Below are 16,927 nucleotides of genomic sequence, written 5' to 3' on the forward strand. Positions count from 1 at the left end.
TATGATTCGAATTGTCATTGCAGAGGATCAAAAAATGCTGCTTGGCGCCCTTGCAGCTCTTATTGACCTTGAAGAAGATATGACGGTCGTAGGAAAGGCTAATAATGGGGTAGATGCAGTTAAACTAGTTCATCAACATCAGCCTGATATTTGTATTATGGATATTGAGATGCCAGGAAAGAGCGGCCTTGATGCTGCCGAGGAGTTAAAAGGTTCTGGTTGTAAGGTTGTCATATTAACAACTTTTGCAAGGACAGGTTACTTTGAGCGTGCTGTGAAGGCTGGTGTAGATGGGTACATGTTAAAGGACAGTCCGAGTGAAGAGCTTGCAAGCTCTATTCGCAGTGTGATAGCAGGAAGACGTATTTATGCATCTGAGCTTGTAGATGAAGCGTATAACCAGGAAAATCCATTAACTGACCGGGAAAATGAAGTTCTGCTCCTAATGGCAGATGGAAAAAATACGAAAGAGATTGCTAGTCAGTTATATATTACAACCGGGACGGTCCGGAACTATATATCTGTTATTCTTGATAAGTTAGAGGTAACAAATCGAATTGAAGCCATCAAGAGATTTAAAGAAAAGGGCTGGTTTAGATAAGTAGCATAGAAAGAGGAGTTGAACAATGTATTCAACTCCTTTTTATGTATGTATGAGTTCATCGGAATTTGTAGCTTGAGTAAGTATGGGGAAATCTAAAATAACTGTTGTTCCATTATTTTTATAGCTCTTGATTCGCATTGTCCCCTGATGACTTTCTATAATACTTTTACAAACCATGAGACCTAAGCCTGTACCCTTTTCTTTTGTCGTAAAGAACGGTTGTCCGACTTTCGATAGTATGTCCATTGGGATTCCGCAGCCTTCATCTTTGATTTCGATAGAGATGTGATCATGAAACTGGGTGAGCTGGATCACAATTTCACCACCACTAGGCATGGCTTCAATGGCATTTTTGATAAGATTAATAAAGACTTGTTTCAACTTATTTTCTAGGCCATGAATCATCGATTTTGAATGTTTTTCACAAGCAAATTTAATTTCAATATTATGTAGATTTGCTTGTGTATTCATCAAAATAATAACTGTATGAAGAAGGTCTGTGATTTCTACTGTTCTGAAATCCTCCTGGTTCGGTTTCGCTAATAATAAGAGCTCTCCGACAATCGTATTAATACGATCAATCTCTGAAAGCATAATAGGAACATACGGATTGCTCGTCGTTTCATCTTTATGTACCAGTAATTGAGTGAATCCTCTTAAACTTGTAAGTGGATTGCGAATTTCATGAGCAATTCCTGCTGCTAGCTCTCCAACGACCGAAAGCTTCTCAGATTGAGAGATGTATTCCTGTGTCCTCTTTATTTCAGTGATATCCCTAATCACAATATGAACAGCAGGGTTATCAAAATAATCAAATGGAATAAGGGATACCTCTACATCAATAACTTCACCATCTAATCGAACAAACTTTTCTTCGACCGTCCCAACTCTTTCCCCTTTTGATATTTTCATCAGTCGATCCTTTACTAAACCGTGATCATCTGGATGGACAAAATGAAGTAAATCCTTTGAAAGGATATCATTAGAAGTAGTACCACCAAGCATTTTAATGCCAGTTTCATTAATAAACGACCATTTATTGTTACCGAGCTCCAATACGACAATAGCAAGAGGTGAGTGATCGACTAACTTACGATATTTTTCTTCACTTATTTGTGCAAACTTTACCATTTCAAGTTTTTCTTGAATCTCCCGTTGGAGATGCGTATTGATGACCCGAAGTTCTTCTGTTCTTTTTTCAACGAGTTTTTCTAATTGAACAAGCTGATTTTTTCTTTCTGTAATGTCCCGAATTGAACAGACATATAGATCTTGATCTGCTTCTATAATTTGATTTAATTGAATTTCAACGGGGAAGCTCGTGCCGTTCTTTCGATTAGCTGTCGTTTCAAACATGAGCTTCAGTGATGAAGCTTGTAATGACTGTGTTTGAAATAAAGGGATCATTTTAGATAGATGATCAAATTCATCTTCCTTATAGCCAAACATCGTAGTAGCAGCTTGATTGACACTTAATATGTTTCCACTTTTATCCACGGTGCAAATGGTGTCCAAAGACGTTTCACTAATGGCCCTTGCGATAGATTCGCTCTTTTTGAGCTGTGAATTCGCTCTATCTAATTCAGCAGAACGCCTTAGCAACAGTTCGTTCTTTTTTTGAAGCTCCCATTGACTTATATATATTTTCACAAAACCTTCTACTTTACTTTTTAAGATAAAGGGATTAAATGGTTTAAATAAAAAATCAATCGCCCCGGCAGAATACCCACTCAGTGCGTAATCCTGAGTCTGGGTAAGAGCCGTTATAAAGATAATTGGGATTTGCTGCGACTTTTTTCTTGCACGTATTAATTTGGCGGTTTCAAATCCATCTATGCCTGGCATTTGAACGTCCATTAGGATAACAGCGAACTCCCTTATTAACACCCATTTTAGTGCTTCCTCACCAGAATGAGCCTTAATCAATTCATAATCTGATGATTCCAACACAGCTTCTAGGGCTTGTAGATTTTCTGGTCTGTCATCCACCATTAATATATTTATTGTTGGCTTCTCCATAAGCACCTCGCCCTTTGGTAAAATCTTATTTTTTTTGATAAATTCTTTCTTTCTTTAATACTTCATTGAAGAGATCTGAACCGTCTGTATAAGATAATCCTTCGCGATTTCCAAGTCCTAAGTAACCATTTGGTGACAGGCTATCATAAAAGAGTTGGTGGACTCTATTTTGTAGCTCTCGATTAAAATAGATGAGGACATTTCTACAAATAATCACGTGAAATTCGTTAAATGACCCATCTGTTACAAGGTTATGCTGGGCAAATGTAATATTATCTGCTAAATAGGAATGAAAACACGCGTATTGCTCGTCTGTTGAGTAGTATTCTGAAAAAGCATTTTTCCCACCAGAGTTAAAGTAATTACTCGTATAGGTTTGCATTCGATGAAGTGGAAACTTCCGCGTTTGTGCTTTCTTGATGACATTGGCATTCATATCCGTTGCGTATATTCTTGTTTTATTATATAAGCCTTCCTCGTGAAGAAGAATGGCCATGGAGTAGGCTTCTTCTCCTGTTGAACAACCTGCATGCCATATCCGTATAAACGGAAGGTCTTTTAGTTGAGGAACAATCTTTTCTCGAAATGCCATAAAAAATGAGGGATCTCGAAACATTTCTGTGACATTAATAGAAAAATCAGCATATAGCCGATCCATCGTTGCAGGATCATGTAATATTTTTTCTAATAAGGATGAAACCGTTTGTAGTTTTTCAGCTTTAATTCGGTGCCAAATTCTACGCCTAATGGAGGTAAAAGCATAGTTTCGAAAATCGGCTCCGTATTTCAAATAAATACCATTAAGCAATAAATGAATTTCAATTCTTTCTAATTCTGTACATTCTTCAATAGGGGATTGACTATCACTTTTTCTTTCTTTGACTTTATTCATGACGCTCACCTGATAATCGTTAGTGTTTTAGTACTTTTAATATGTCAGTTCGCTCTTGAAGTTTAGGGCTATAACCCACATCTTACGCTTCCATAAGGTGGGATATACCGATCCCGTAAAGGCAGGACAAAGGCGCACAGACAAACATCTATGTACCCTATAGACAACCATCTAACAATCAGTGAAAAAACGTCTCACCGATTGTATTTTTTACTTGTGGGATAACCATACCCTAATAATTGAAAATAGTTGTTCTAGATTTACGGGTTTACTGATATAGTCCGTTGCACCGGCATCAATACACTTTTGACGGTCATCTTTCATTGCTTTTGCTGTTAAAGCGATGATCGGCAAATCAGCGAATTGTTCCATACTTCGTATGGACTTCATGGCTTCATAGCCATCCATTTCTGGCATCATAATATCCATTAAGACAATGTCAAAATCATTTTGTTCTTGTAGTTTGGCAAGTGCTTCCTTCCCATTTTCTGAGAATGTAACATCCATACCTGCTGCCTCTAAGGAACTTGTTAGGGCAAAGATATTTCTCATATCATCATCAACAACTAATACTTTCTTTCCATTGAATGAGCCTGGATGATCGTTAGTCGCAGCGATTTCATGGTCTTGGGAGTCAATCGAGTCATAAGCCACTTGATCTTGGTTTACGATTTCTTGTTTTGTCATTTCATGTAAGGGTATATAGAGGGTAAAAGTACTACCCTTTCCTTCTGTACTTTCGACCGTTAAGTCACCATTTAGAAGTGTGGCCAATTCTTTTGATATAGAAAGGCCGAGGCCAGTACCACCGTATTTTCGGCTAGTTGTTCCATCTGCTTGTCTAAATGCTTCGAAAATATCTAGTTTTTTCGAGGTAGGGATGCCAATCCCTGTGTCAATGACGGAAAATGTAATGAAATCTAACCCATCTTGGTGTTTTTGGCTTAAGCTGAGGTGAACTTTTCCTTCCTCTGTAAATTTAACAGCATTGGATAAAAGGTTCTTTAAAATTTGATTTAGTCTTTGTTCATCCGTATAGATGATGGAAGGTACATGATCTTCTGTTTCATAGGTAAATATTAGCCCTTTTTTTCTTGCAATAGGCCCAAATTGCCGTTCAAGTGACGTGAAAAGGTCATCTACATAAATTTCGCCTTCCACGATTTCCATCTTGCCAGACTCTATTTTTGAAAGGTCTAATATATCGTTAATGAGCTGCAATAAATCTGTTCCTGAAGAATAAATCGTCGTGACATATTCTAATTGCTTGGAGTTTAAATTCTGGTCTTTGTTTTCTAGTAACATCTGAGCCAGTATGAGTAAACTGTTTAGTGGAGTTCGTAATTCATGAGACATATTGGCCATGAATTCGGATTTATACTTGGAGCTCATCACGATTTCTTTTGTCTTCTGCTCTAGATTTTCTTTGATTTCCTCTAATTCCTTCGTCTTCATTTCGGAACTTTTATACTGAGCCTCGAGTTCATCATTCATCGTACGTAACTCTTCTTGTTGCAATTGAAGCTCTTCAGACTGAGTCTGAAGTTCCTCATTTAACGTTTGTGATTCCTTCAATAATTCCTCGACCTGTTTATGCCTAAAGATACGATTGAAGATGATCCCTATCATTTCAGTGCTTTGAAGTAAGAATTCCCGTTCTATACTTGATATCTCTGTAAGAGTGGCGAGCTCTATGACACCGATTGGCTCATTATCTACCAAGATTGGGAGGATGATAATATTATTGGCTTTTATTTGTCCGAAACTAGAAGTAATGTTGATATACTCATCAGTGGCAGAATTTAATAAAATGACTTCTTTTGATTTCGCACATTGACCAACTAAACCTGCACCGAGCCAAATTTTCTCTTCGGCAAAAGCAGAATCTGACTGATTCGCATAAGCATAGGTAGCTGTTCGATCAAGATATTCATTTTCTCCGTCATTTTGAAGTAAATATAGGACACCGAAACTAGCGCCAATGGAATTGGCAGTCTCCCGAATATAGCGATCGCCTGCTACATGTAAATCATTTACACCTTGTGTAAGAACAGATAGTTCCGCAATTTTCGTTTTAATCCAGTTTTGATCTTCTATCTTTACTCGATATTCTTGTTCTATCTTTTCTTGTCTTTCTAGAGTGGTCGCCAGTTCGTTATATGCCTTTGCTATCTCTCCAATTTCATCGTTTGAAATCACATCTACTTTTAAGTACCCATAATTATCATCTGTTAAAGTTTTCATGACGTTTTTAACCTTGATTAGACGTCCAGTAATATTACGAGTAACAAAGTATCCCATGATCAGGGCTACAAGGATACCAATCACCATAGCTACAATAATATTCCGGATAACATTGTTGTACGAGATTCTAGCATCCTCAATCGTTTCTCTCATCACACCCTCTTGGAAATTAATAAGCTCCTCGACTGCAAAGATTAACTGTGCTTGCTCCTCAGATGTAGCCTGTATGAGTGTAGTGTGGACATTATTATTTCCACTACCTAAATTGTCCAGTAGGTTTTCTAGCCTTGACCGGAAAGTGAAATACTGGTCTTCTAGATTTGTAAGAAGTGTTTGAGCCTGATCGAGTTCTAGTAGCAAGTCCAACTCTCGGATATACTGGTTGATGTTTTGATAGATTAATTCAACTGATTGAATATCATCATTTTCTAAATATTCAATGTTGATCGTTCCGATTTCATATCGAATTTGGTTCGCTTTTTCAATTTTATTGTAGCGGTCATTTACTAGATTATGCATGTTTTCGGTTTGACTACTTAGTGTATTAATAATAATAATCATGACGATTCCCATAACGGCTATGACTAACCCAAAACCAGTAAAAAGTATCGTTTTAAAGTTCACCTTCTTCGCTACCTCACTTTCTATCAAACTTTTACTATTTCCTTCTATCTTATATTAATAAAAACATGTTTTGGTGCGATTTTCAAAATATGCGGTCTATATTGCCGAAAAAATACTATATTTGAATAAATAAATCGAATTCTCGCCTAGGAGTGTGAGAAAAATAGATTGTTTTGATAACCTTTGTCGTTTGAAAGGATTTGTGCGGGCAAATAGCATATTACTACTGAAAACATCCATAAGATGACATAGTGTGTAAAAAAATCGTGGTAAAGGCCGGGAGATGATGGAGATGAGAGTATTATATGGACTATGGTTTATTTGCTTGCTATGTCTCTTAAGTGCATGTTCGATTGTAGGAATTGCGGCCATTCAAGAGGAAAATACGGTACACCATTATGCTGAAAACCATGTGGAAAGGGCGCATAAGGAAAAGTCTCACAAGTCTTCTCCTCCAGCACCAGTCCCTGACCCAGTTATGGAAACTATAAAACTAAGCGTTGCTGGGGATTTTACAATTGGAAGTGATGAAAGCTTCGGGTATTATAATTCATTTAATCAAGAAGCAGATAAGAACGGACTGGCATTTTTTGTTGAGAATATAAAGGATCTTTTTTCAGAGGATGACTTTACATCTGTTAATTTAGAGACTACTTTAACTACATCCACTAAAAAAGCAGACAAGAAATTTCGTTTTAAGGGAGATCCATCCTATGCAGAAATATTAACGCTCGGAAGTATTGAAGCCGTTAATTTGGCCAATAACCATACGTATGATTATTTGCAAAAAGGATATGAGGATACGATACATCATCTCAATAAGTATGAGGTGGGTTACTTTGGTAACAAAGATTATTATATGACTACTATAAAGGATATAAAAATTGGAGCGCTTGGATACAATGGCTGGCATGATACGAAAGCGCTCAGAACCCAAATTTCTAGAGATATTCAACATCTAAGAGACGAGGGAGTAAAGCTAGTTCTCGTTCACTTTCACTGGGGTGAGGAACGAATGTATGTCCCTAATGAAACTCAAAAAGCTCTTGGCAGATATACCGTTGATAGTGGTGCAGATTTAGTGGTAGGACATCATCCGCATGTTGTTCAAGGTATTGAGGAGTACAATGGAAAATTTATTGTATACAGCTTGGGGAACTTCATGTTCGGAGGTAACCGGAACCCTAGTGATAAAGATACCTTTGTGTTTCAACAAACCTTCCACTTTATAGATGGTGAAATTACTGAACAAAAGGACATTCAAGTGATTCCATATCGTATATCCTCAGTTACGGAGAGAAATAACTTTCAACCAACGCCACTTAACGGATTGGAAGCAAAACGAGTCCTCGATAAAATTATTGGATTATCGGCCCAAATTAGTGATTCAAGGTGGGTTGTATATGACTCAGTTCTATCAAAATAAAAAATCATCACTCATTATGAGTGATGATTTCTATATGTGTGACTAAGACTTTTTATACAAGTTTTTTAATACGTGAAGTGGGGCTGGTTTACTGACTTTATAGCCTTGAATAAAATCGCAGTTTGCCTCTCTTAAAAATTCATGTTGGGCATTTGTTTCAACACCTTCAGCCACAACTTGTAAGTCTAAGTTTTTTCCTAGCTGAATGATAGTAGATATAATGGAGGCTTTTTCAGATCCAATCTGGACGACAAAAGAACGGTCAATTTTTAATTTATCAAGGGATACATCCTTCAATACACTCAGTGACGAGTAGCCAGTCCCAAAATCATCAATCGCTATCTTTACTCCCAATTCCTTTAACTTACTGATTATTTGCATGGATTCGGCTGTATTTTGCATGATAGTCTCCGTAATTTCTAGCTCTAGAAAATGTGGTTCTAAGCGAGATTCTTCTAATATAGATTGTACGATGGTAGTAAAGCGGTCATCATTAAACTGGCGAATGGATACGTTAACTGCTAGTACTACTTTAGGATATCCTTCTTCATGCCATTGTTTAATTTCCTTGCATGCCCTTCGTAACACCCATTCTCCGAGTTGTACGATTAATCCTGTTTCTTCAGCTATTGGGATAAACGTAGCAGGTGAGACGTTACCATATTTGGGATTCATCCACCTAATTAACGCTTCAATACCTTTAATTTGTCCAGTATGACTATCTACATATGGTTGGTAAAATAATTCAAATTCATTGTTTTTAAAGGCATTCCGAAGATGCTTATCAAGCTTTATGGAGCTAATGGCATGTTCTGGATGCGATGCTTCAAAATATTTGTAGTTATTCTTACCGACTGATTTTGCATAATACATGGCTGAGTCAGCATTTTTAATAAGTGTATCTGCATCTGTTCCGTCCTTTGGGTAAAAAGAGACCCCGATACTAGGAGAAATATATACCTCCTCCTTTTCTAAATGAAACGGAGTGGCAAAGGAATGAAGAATTTGATTTAAAATACTATCGATTTCATGTTTTTCCTTGTTTTCAAGTATAAGGATAAATTCATCTCCACCTTGGCGGGCAATCATATCCTCCTGAGATATATGTTGTTTTAAGCGAAATGCAGCATGATTTAACAATAGATCGCCATAATGGTGTCCTAAACTATCGTTTACTAGCTTAAATCGGTCTAAATCAATAAAGGCAACTGCAAGTTTTCTATTTGTCATTTCTTCGGTATTAGTTAACAGGTTTTGCAGATAATCATACAATAAGTTGCGGTTGGGTAGACCTGTTAAGGTATCGTGCAAAGCCATGAACCGAATCTTTTGATCAGCCATTTTGTTCTTCGTGATATCTACTTTTACTCCATTAATACCGATTACTTCTCCTCGAGTATTAAACTTAGGAATACCCCGGTCATTAATCCACCTTATTTTTCCGTCATTTGGACGAATAATTCTATATTCGAGTGAAATGATATGCCCTGCTAATAGTTCCTGATGTTTATTGACTACATACTTCAGGTCGTCTGGATGGACAACTTGTCTCCATAGCCCAGGATTTTCATCAAATGCCTTCGGATCGATTCCATAAATTTTTTTGGAGCTTGCTGAATAGATAGTTTTATTTGTTTCGTAATCATATGACCAAACTATAATGTCAACTGAATCAATAATCGCTTCGATTTGTTCCTGTTTTTCTAATAGCTCTTGTTGGGTTGATTTTAATTCAGTAATATCTGCAAGAACTCCGTATACTCGTACAGTATTACCGTTTTTATCTGTAATTGGAATACCATGGTCTCGTACCCAGCGAATGGATCCGTTGGGTTGAACAATTCGGTACTCGTATATAGTATGTTTACCATTTAGGTGTATTTTTTCATTTTGTACTATTATTTCTCGGTCTTCAGGGTGAACAATGTTATTTTTCCAAATGGTAGGGTTATGGATGAAGTCTTCTCTTTTATATCCACACAGCTCTTCTACCCCTTTTGTAATTAAGACAGCATCTGATTCGATGTCCCAATACCACACGGTAGTATTAGGGCTATTTAAAAAGCTTTGTATATTAGTATGATCCCAAAAAAGATCTACATTCTTCTTTTGATTTATCTGATTATGCACTACAAACACCACTTCCATCATAAGACCCATTTTATAGGGTTAAATACCTAGTAATCATATCATACCGAACAAATTACGTGTGTGAATTTATATTAGTATACATAAAAACTTAAGATGTCATGTATAGTGCCTACCCGTATTTTAATGGTTGAATGAGTGGACATTTATAGAAAATATGAAAGTATTTTGGCAGATTTGAAAATGGAAAAGAACCAAATACTTATAAATGCTTGCTAATAAAAAGGAGGTCAAACGAATGAGAAAAGCTTATACTACTGCCTTAGTCGTTACTTCAATAAGTTTATTAGCTGCATGTGGTGTCAATGATAATGACAACAATTTCATTGAACCAGAAGGAGTTAATTACAACCAAGTAAATTATGAAGATCATGATATGGGTCAAAATGATTACTTTACACCAGGTCGTGGTTATGACGCAGGTGATAACCATAACAGGAATGGACATGGTCGACATCCACGACTAACGGATGATCGAGGTGACATGTATTTAAATCATGAATCAAGAGCGCAACGCTAACATGTAAAGTATTTGAATAGTTTCCATCTATATGACGGAGTAATGAAGTAGTTAATACAAATACTAATCTTGCTTACTAATAAAGGAGGTAAGATAAATGAGAAAAGCATTAACAACGGCAATTGTTGTCACATCAATTGGTTTATTAGGAGCATGTGGAGCAAATGACAATAACTTAACTGATCGAGATAATGGAACAAACTTTAGTCCAGTTAGATATGATGATGAGCGTAATGATACTAGAGGGGTTTTAGATGATAATCAAAATGGTGACTTTTTTGGAAATGACAGAAATGATTTTGCACCAAATCGTATAGATGATAATTTTGATCTTGATACAGGAAATCGAAATGTACGTCAGCCAGGTGAGCCTGATACTTTATTTAATATGGATAGGGAAGAACCTGATCCAGATGAAGAACCTAGAGAGCAATTAGGAAGAAACCCTGAAAGAAATCGATAGACCAGATAAACGAGCCAACAGATTGGCTCGTTTTCTTGTTAACAAAGTGTTGTACAAGTAAAATGAAGGGAAAAAGGATGATTTCATTTGTACGTAACGATAAAAGAGGCAGCAGAATTATTATCAGTATCAGAGGCTTATGTTCTAAAACTAATTAAAGAAAAAAGAGTCAGGGCTCTTTTCGATGGAAAGGATTATATCCTTTATAAGGACCAATTCGATACTCATTTTAACCAGCTGGAGAAGTATTTAAAATTAGTTGAAGAATTACATAATGAGCCCATTCCAGAAGATATCGATATTCGGGATGAGGACTAGACAAAGTATATTAGCTAGAATTTTGGACTAAGCCGGTATGGCCAAGAGTTTGGTCGGTAAAGTGTTGGATTCGGCCTGTATTTTGTATTTTCGACCGATAAGATATTGGATTTGACTGCTATTAATGATTCACTACTGCATATTAGAGAAAATAAGACTAAGAATTGGGTATTTTTACATAAAGTGTATGTAATTATGATGCTTAAGAACATAAATCAAGCAAATAGTATAAAGGAAGGATGATGTATAAGGAGGGCTCGCAATTGAAGGTAAGATATGTGATGGTGGTTATGTTTTTCGCTTCATTTAGTATTTTAACCGCTTGTAATATGTTTCAAGACAATATGACTGATAATGTAAATTATAGTCCAGTTCGCTATGATGAGAAAAGATACGATTTTGATAATGACGGCGAAACGGATTTTATGGATACAGAAACTGACCGTCAAAGAGCCAAAATGATGGACAATGATTATTTCTCACCTGATGGGAATTATGGAGATCCAGATGAAGCTGACGGGGTTCATGAGGGAGACAGACGGGAAAATCAAAATTTCTTGGAAATGAATAATGATCAACCCGACTATAAACGAGGAGAAATGAAAGGGAAATTAAATTAAAGTTTTGTTTATGAAGATAATGATGTAGGATGGAAACCACAGTTCAGAGGAAACTGTGGTTTTTGTGTTTTAGTGATCAATGGATTAGCCTCAAAATTGATGAAAAAGCCTAAACATTTTTCGATGTGATTGTTTCCAACAAGGAGTTTCGAATCGCCATTTTTCTGTCACATTCTTTTCTCATTTCTGTCACAGCCTTTCTTTTGAAGGTGTGATATTATTCACTTACAGGATGATTCATCTAGGATAAAAAAGAACCGAATATTGTAAAAAAGCTTGTGAACAGGGAGTAGCAAGCTATATTATTTATAAAAGTTTGTGAAGAAGTGAACAATATTTGACTATTTTGTGAAATATTGAACAAACTTTTTCCTGCTACTCACAAATGAAAGGAAATCAATATTACTCTCTTAAGGAGATGAGAAATATGAAACTCAAGTTTGTATTTTTTACCGCACTCATGGGGCTTTTCTTATTAACTGGTTGTGAAACGAATATGGTTGTATTTGAACCAGAAGGCCCTGTAGCAAGGAGTATTACTGAGCTTATAAACTGGTCACTTTTTTGGATGTTATTAGTTGTTGTCGTTGTATTTGGTCTGTTCGGGTACATTGTTTGGAAATATCGTGAAAAGCCAGAAAATATGGATTATGAACCACCTGAAGAACACGGGAGTACGCTTTTAGAAATCATTTGGACTGGAATACCAATTCTAATCGTCATTGCGTTAACGATACCAACCGTTACAACATTATATGATCTTGACGATGTGCCAAATGGTTATGAAAATAAAGAGCCGATTACCATTCATGTAACTGCAGCTGATTGGAAATGGATTTTTAGTTATCCCGATCAAGGAATAGAAACAGTTAATTATGTGAATATACCGGAAGATACACCAATTGATTTTAAGCTAACTTCTGCGAGTACGATGCAATCATTCTGGGTTCCGGCGTTAGGTGGTCAGAAGTACGCAATGGGTAAAATGGAAACTCAAATGTATTTAATTGCCGATAATCCGGGTTCTTATTTTGGACGTAATTCAAACTTTAATGGGCGCGGGTACACCGATATGGAATTCGAAGTGTTAGCACAAACACAAGAAGATTTTGAGAAATGGATTATAGATGTTAAGAAAACTGCACCAACACTAACAGAGAGTAAATATGAAGAACTGTTAAAGCCAACACACCTAGGACGTTTAACATTTACGGGTACACACCTCGTATGGGTGAACCATGCCAAAAGAGATTCGAAAACATATACGAATCCTGAGCTTTATAGGTACCACGGTTATCAAGGAAAGACCTTTGAAGAAGAAGATAATTACAAAAATAATACAAGTCAAGATGATAAACAACATGACGATCATGTGGAACAACAACATAATGTAGAAGACAAAGATGGGGGTGACCAGCACCATGGGCATTAGATGGGATGATGTACTCATTACAGGCGATCCATTAATTCTAGGAGCACAAATTTCAATCGTCTTAACAATGATTGGTTTAATTGCTGGAATAACGTACTTGAAAAAATGGAAGTGGCTATGGACTGAATGGCTAACTACCGTCGATCATAAACGGATTGGGATTATGTATATTATTGCTGCCATCCTCATGTTTTTCCGTGGTGGGATGGATGGTCTTTTGATGAAATATCAAACTTCAAGACCAGAGATGGAATTCCTATCATCACAGCACTATAATGAAATCTTTACAACACACGGCGTTATTATGATCTTATTCATGGCGATGCCATTCTTGATTGGATTAATGAATGTTATCGTTCCATTGCAAATTGGAGCAAGAGACGTAGCTTTTCCGCAATTAAATGCTTTAAGCTTTTGGTTATTCTTTAGCGGAGCGATGTTATTCAATGTTTCGTTTGTCATTGGTGGTTCACCTGATGCTGGCTGGACGTCCTATTTCCCACTTGCAGGTAAGGAATTTAGTCCAGGAATTGCGAACAACTATTATGCCGTTGCACTTCAGATTGCAGGTATTGGTACCCTAATGACAGGTATTAACTTTATCGTAACAATATTAAAAATGAAAACAAAAGGTATGACACTTATGAAAATGCCGATGTTCACTTGGACAACGTTGATTACGTCGGTTATTATCGTTGCTGCGTTCCCAATCTTTACAGTAGCACTTGCGTTAATGACATTTGACCGTTTATATGGTACTCATTTCTTCACGTTATCTGGTGGAGGTAGTGATATGCTCTGGGCGAACCTATTCTGGTTATGGGGACATCCTGAAGTATACATTGTTGCATTACCTGCTTTCGGTATTTTCTCAGAGGTGATTGCAACATTTTCAAGAAAATCTTTATACGGATATAAATCAATGGTTTATGCGATTGTTGGAATTGCCTTCTTAAGTATGATAGTTTGGGTTCACCATTTCTATACAATGGGTTCAGGACCAGCGGTTAACTCGTTCTTCTCCATTACAACGATGGCTATTGCGGTACCAACTGGTGTGAAGATGTTTAATTGGCTGTTTACGATGCGAAAAGGTCGTATAAGGATGACAAATGCAATGCTTTGGGCATTAGCCTTCATCCCATGTTTCGTTATTGGGGGAGTAACAGGCGTTATGCTAGCAATGGGAGCAGCTGACTATCAATACCACAATACATTATTCTTAGTCGCTCACTTCCACTATGTATTAATTCCTGGTGTTGTGTTCGCTGTATTTGCTGGACTTTACTACTGGTGGCCGAAGATGTTCGGTTTTATGTTAAATGAAAAAATCGGTAAATGGCACTTCTGGTTATTTGTGATAGGTTTTAATGTAACCTTTATGCCAATGTTCTTCTTAGGATTGAGCGGGGCGACAAGACGTGCTCACACGTATTCTGTGGAAGCTGGATTCTCTGATTTATTCTTGTTGTCAGCGATTGGTTCTGTTGTATTAGCAGCAGGCTTTGCAGCATTCTGTTACAACATTTACTGGAGTATTCGATATGCAGACCGGAACATCTCAAGTGATCCATGGGATGCAAGAACACTTGAATGGGCAACTGCTTCACCCGTTCAATTCTATAATTTTGCGAAGCTTCCAGAAGTAAAATCTATTGATGCATTCTGGTCTATGAAAAAGAACAATGAAGGTTTAACTCTTAAAGAGAGTGAGATTGAAAAGATTCACATGCCTAGTAATTCAGGGTTGCCTTTTATCATGTGTGTTGTATTTGGGATAGCTGGTTTCTTCTTAGTCTTTGAGGCACACATTTCTGCACTCATTGCCGGAATTGGAATTATTGCGGGATTAATCGTTCGTTCGTTCGATTACAACGACGGATACTATGTAAGTGTTAAAGAAATTAATAAGCAAGAGAGTACGTGGAGAAATGGTGAAGGAGAGGTGCACAATCATGTCAGCTAGTTTAAATACCTCTTTACCTTTAGAATATCAATCTGAGCAAAGCCGCATGAATATTCTTGGTTTCTGGATTTTCTTAGGAGCGGAAATTGTCCTTTTTGCAACACTCTTCGCTGTATATGGAGTACTAGGAGGGAATTATGCAGGGGGGCCAGAGCCGAAAGACTTAATCATGATCAAAGAAGTGATGATTCAAACGATTCTACTGTTAACAAGTAGCTTTACATGTGGTGTTGCCATATTTGAAATGCGCCGAAATAATGTGAAAGGCCTTATCACGTGGCTCATCATCACGCTCCTTTTAGGGGTAGGGTTTCTATATATGGAAATAATGGAATTTAACCATTATGTACACCTTGGTGCAACGATGCAAACAAGTGCCTTCCTATCTAGTTTCTTTGTATTACTTGGGACTCACGGAGCGCACGTTGCCCTAGGGATAGGCTGGGCGACGATGATTATTATTCAGTTACTAAAACGAGGATTAACCCCAGTAACAGCTCGTAAGACATTTATTATCGGTCTTTACTGGCACTTTTTAGATGTAGTGTGGATCTTTATCTTTACTTTCGTGTATTTGAAAGGATTGGTGGGGTAAATGGAGAAAAATGTGAAACGTTTTCCGATAAGTCATGTTTTCGGCTTTGCCCTTTCGTTAGCGTTAACGTTTGTGGCAGCTTGGGTTGCCATTAAGACGAATTTATCCTTCACGATTGTGATGTGGATTATTGGTACTTTAGCTGTTATTCAAGCAGGTTTACAGCTATTCATGTTCATGCACGTAAATGAAGGAGAGGACAATAAGACGCAAATTATTAATATAGCGTATGGTGTATTTTGTGCCATTGTAATCGTGCTTGGCTCCATTTGGGTCTTATCATCAGGGCATGCTGCACACTAATAAATATAAAAAGATTTTGCTGTAAACAGTCCAATTTAGAATTGGGCTGTTTTTTTTAAAAGTTAAGAAAGATCTGTTGTTTAGTTTATACAATGTTACGGCTAAATCCAGCTCTAGCACCCAGCCAAGATGAAATGACGACGATTTTTGCCATTTCATCCTACTCGAGGGAAAAAGAAAAATCATTTTTTCCTTGGTCAAATAACCTGTCATGAATATAAGGGAAAACCACCCTTTTTTTCATGACAGAACATTTGCTCTGTCCTAGGCTAAACGGGACGCCCTGAGCCTTTTGTTCAAAAAAAGTTGAATTAGAATCAATGAGTGTTGTGGGATGTGTCAGCATTATTGCAATAACAGCAGTGACGCTTTGATTAAGGATATAATTTCATTGTTTCTACTAATAAATAGTAAAAGGACCACCCATATAAAACGTAGTTTATATGGGTGGTCCTTTTATTTTTCTTTATCCGTGTAACCTAAATATATAGTAGTGTGTTTTGTTTGGTCTATATTCGTTGCCGGTTACCACTAACTTCTTCCATTGAAGAAATAAATAGGAAAAATCCGAACGTTAAGATGGAAGATATCATGATGCCTAGACCGATCGCGAAAAAGTAGTCATGATTGATACCGTTACCAATAAAACCCATGAGAACAGCTAAGAAACCTAAAATAAATCCGAGTGATGTTACTAGCTTTATTGTACTTAGTTGTTTATTATTCATACGTACCATCTCCTTACTAATAATT

General features: G+C 36.9%; 15 protein-coding genes. 10 read left to right on the top strand and 5 right to left on the bottom strand.

The window, feature by feature from the left end:
* Position 1 precedes the first annotated feature (1 nt).
* Positions 2-601, top strand: a complete 600-nt coding sequence (locus ACFSCX_RS25415; RefSeq protein WP_377931070.1) for a response regulator — start codon at positions 2-4, stop codon at positions 599-601.
* Positions 602-643: 42 nt separating this feature from the next.
* Here ACFSCX_RS25415 and ACFSCX_RS25420 read toward each other — a convergent pair whose 3' ends face one another.
* From ACFSCX_RS25420 to ACFSCX_RS25430, 3 genes are all read right to left on the bottom strand, one after another.
* A complete protein-coding gene (locus tag ACFSCX_RS25420) occupies positions 644-2,623 on the bottom strand; it encodes a PAS domain S-box protein (RefSeq protein WP_377931071.1) in 1,980 nt (659 codons plus the stop codon).
* Positions 2,624-2,648: 25 nt separating this feature from the next.
* The gene (locus tag ACFSCX_RS25425) at positions 2,649-3,515 is read right to left on the bottom strand and encodes a CheR family methyltransferase (RefSeq protein ID WP_377931073.1); all 867 of its coding nucleotides are present in this window, start codon (positions 3,513-3,515) and stop codon (positions 2,649-2,651) included.
* Positions 3,516-3,725: 210 nt separating this feature from the next.
* Positions 3,726-6,383, bottom strand: coding sequence for a response regulator (locus ACFSCX_RS25430; protein WP_377931075.1), 2,658 nt, complete (start codon positions 6,381-6,383; stop codon positions 3,726-3,728).
* A 292-nt stretch (positions 6,384-6,675) separates the two neighbouring features.
* Here ACFSCX_RS25430 and ACFSCX_RS25435 point away from each other — a divergent pair, with 292 nt between their 5' ends.
* Positions 6,676-7,809: a CapA family protein gene (locus ACFSCX_RS25435; RefSeq protein WP_377931077.1), complete on the top strand. Its 1,134-nt coding sequence runs from the start codon at positions 6,676-6,678 to the stop codon at positions 7,807-7,809.
* Positions 7,810-7,851: 42 nt separating this feature from the next.
* Here the strand turns inward: ACFSCX_RS25435 and ACFSCX_RS25440 are convergent, their stop codons facing one another.
* Complete coding sequence (locus ACFSCX_RS25440; RefSeq protein WP_377931078.1) at positions 7,852-9,939, bottom strand: bifunctional diguanylate cyclase/phosphodiesterase; 2,088 nt, start codon at positions 9,937-9,939, stop codon at positions 7,852-7,854.
* A 256-nt stretch (positions 9,940-10,195) separates the two neighbouring features.
* On the opposite strand from ACFSCX_RS25440, the gene ACFSCX_RS25445 reads away from it, so the two are divergent.
* From ACFSCX_RS25445 to qoxD, 8 genes are all read left to right on the top strand, one after another.
* Entirely contained in the window at positions 10,196-10,477 is a 282-nt protein-coding gene (locus ACFSCX_RS25445; RefSeq protein ID WP_377931079.1) for a hypothetical protein, read from the top strand.
* A 97-nt stretch (positions 10,478-10,574) separates the two neighbouring features.
* A complete protein-coding gene (locus ACFSCX_RS25450; RefSeq protein WP_377931080.1) occupies positions 10,575-10,940 on the top strand; it encodes a hypothetical protein in 366 nt (121 codons plus the stop codon).
* A gap of 87 nt (positions 10,941-11,027) precedes the next feature.
* Complete coding sequence (locus tag ACFSCX_RS25455; RefSeq protein WP_377931081.1) at positions 11,028-11,258, top strand: excisionase family DNA-binding protein; 231 nt, start codon at positions 11,028-11,030, stop codon at positions 11,256-11,258.
* A 263-nt stretch (positions 11,259-11,521) separates the two neighbouring features.
* Positions 11,522-11,878 (top strand): hypothetical protein, encoded by a 357-nt coding sequence (locus tag ACFSCX_RS25460; RefSeq protein WP_377931082.1) that lies wholly within the window; start codon positions 11,522-11,524, stop codon positions 11,876-11,878.
* Positions 11,879-12,296: 418 nt separating this feature from the next.
* Positions 12,297-13,310, top strand: coding sequence for a cytochrome aa3 quinol oxidase subunit II (qoxA, locus tag ACFSCX_RS25465; RefSeq protein ID WP_377931083.1), 1,014 nt, complete (start codon positions 12,297-12,299; stop codon positions 13,308-13,310).
* Positions 13,300-15,276 carry a cytochrome aa3 quinol oxidase subunit I gene (gene qoxB, locus ACFSCX_RS25470; RefSeq protein WP_377931084.1) on the top strand — a complete coding sequence of 659 codons (1,977 nt, stop codon included), beginning with the start codon at positions 13,300-13,302 and terminating at the stop codon, positions 15,274-15,276. Before qoxA ends, qoxB begins: the two co-directional genes overlap by 11 nt.
* Complete coding sequence (gene qoxC / locus ACFSCX_RS25475; protein WP_377931085.1) at positions 15,266-15,871, top strand: cytochrome aa3 quinol oxidase subunit III; 606 nt, start codon at positions 15,266-15,268, stop codon at positions 15,869-15,871. The genes qoxB and qoxC overlap by 11 nt, the downstream gene beginning before the upstream one ends.
* Positions 15,872-16,174, top strand: a complete 303-nt coding sequence (qoxD, locus tag ACFSCX_RS25480; protein ID WP_377931086.1) for a cytochrome aa3 quinol oxidase subunit IV — start codon at positions 15,872-15,874, stop codon at positions 16,172-16,174. It begins immediately after the preceding gene.
* Positions 16,175-16,683: 509 nt separating this feature from the next.
* On the opposite strand, the gene ACFSCX_RS25485 is transcribed toward qoxD, so the two are convergent.
* The gene (locus ACFSCX_RS25485; RefSeq protein ID WP_377931087.1) at positions 16,684-16,902 is read right to left on the bottom strand and encodes a hypothetical protein; all 219 of its coding nucleotides are present in this window, start codon (positions 16,900-16,902) and stop codon (positions 16,684-16,686) included.
* Positions 16,903-16,927 lie beyond the last annotated feature (25 nt).

The sequence above is a fragment of the Bacillus salitolerans genome, assembly GCF_042680805.1.
Classification (GTDB): domain Bacteria; phylum Bacillota; class Bacilli; order Bacillales; family SA4; genus Bacillus_CJ; species Bacillus_CJ salitolerans.

Bases quoted from the DNA above. Each gene is read 5' to 3' on its own strand.
- qoxB (WP_377931084.1), top strand. From the start codon at position 13,300: ATGGGCATTAGATGGGATGATGTACTCATTACAGGCGATCCATTAATT.
- ACFSCX_RS25435 (WP_377931077.1), top strand. From the start codon at position 6,676: ATGAGAGTATTATATGGACTATGGTTTATTTGCTTGCTATGTCTCTTA.
- ACFSCX_RS25415 (WP_377931070.1), top strand. From the start codon at position 2: ATGATTCGAATTGTCATTGCAGAGGATCAAAAAATGCTGCTTGGCGCC.
- ACFSCX_RS25450 (WP_377931080.1), top strand. From the start codon at position 10,575: ATGAGAAAAGCATTAACAACGGCAATTGTTGTCACATCAATTGGTTTA.
- ACFSCX_RS25420 (WP_377931071.1), bottom strand. From the start codon at position 2,623: ATGGAGAAGCCAACAATAAATATATTAATGGTGGATGACAGACCAGAA.
- ACFSCX_RS25485 (WP_377931087.1), bottom strand. From the start codon at position 16,902: ATGAATAATAAACAACTAAGTACAATAAAGCTAGTAACATCACTCGGA.
- qoxD (WP_377931086.1), top strand. From the start codon at position 15,872: ATGGAGAAAAATGTGAAACGTTTTCCGATAAGTCATGTTTTCGGCTTT.
- ACFSCX_RS25445 (WP_377931079.1), top strand. From the start codon at position 10,196: ATGAGAAAAGCTTATACTACTGCCTTAGTCGTTACTTCAATAAGTTTA.
- ACFSCX_RS25425 (WP_377931073.1), bottom strand. From the start codon at position 3,515: ATGAATAAAGTCAAAGAAAGAAAAAGTGATAGTCAATCCCCTATTGAA.
- qoxA (WP_377931083.1), top strand. From the start codon at position 12,297: ATGAGAAATATGAAACTCAAGTTTGTATTTTTTACCGCACTCATGGGG.
- qoxC (WP_377931085.1), top strand. From the start codon at position 15,266: ATGTCAGCTAGTTTAAATACCTCTTTACCTTTAGAATATCAATCTGAG.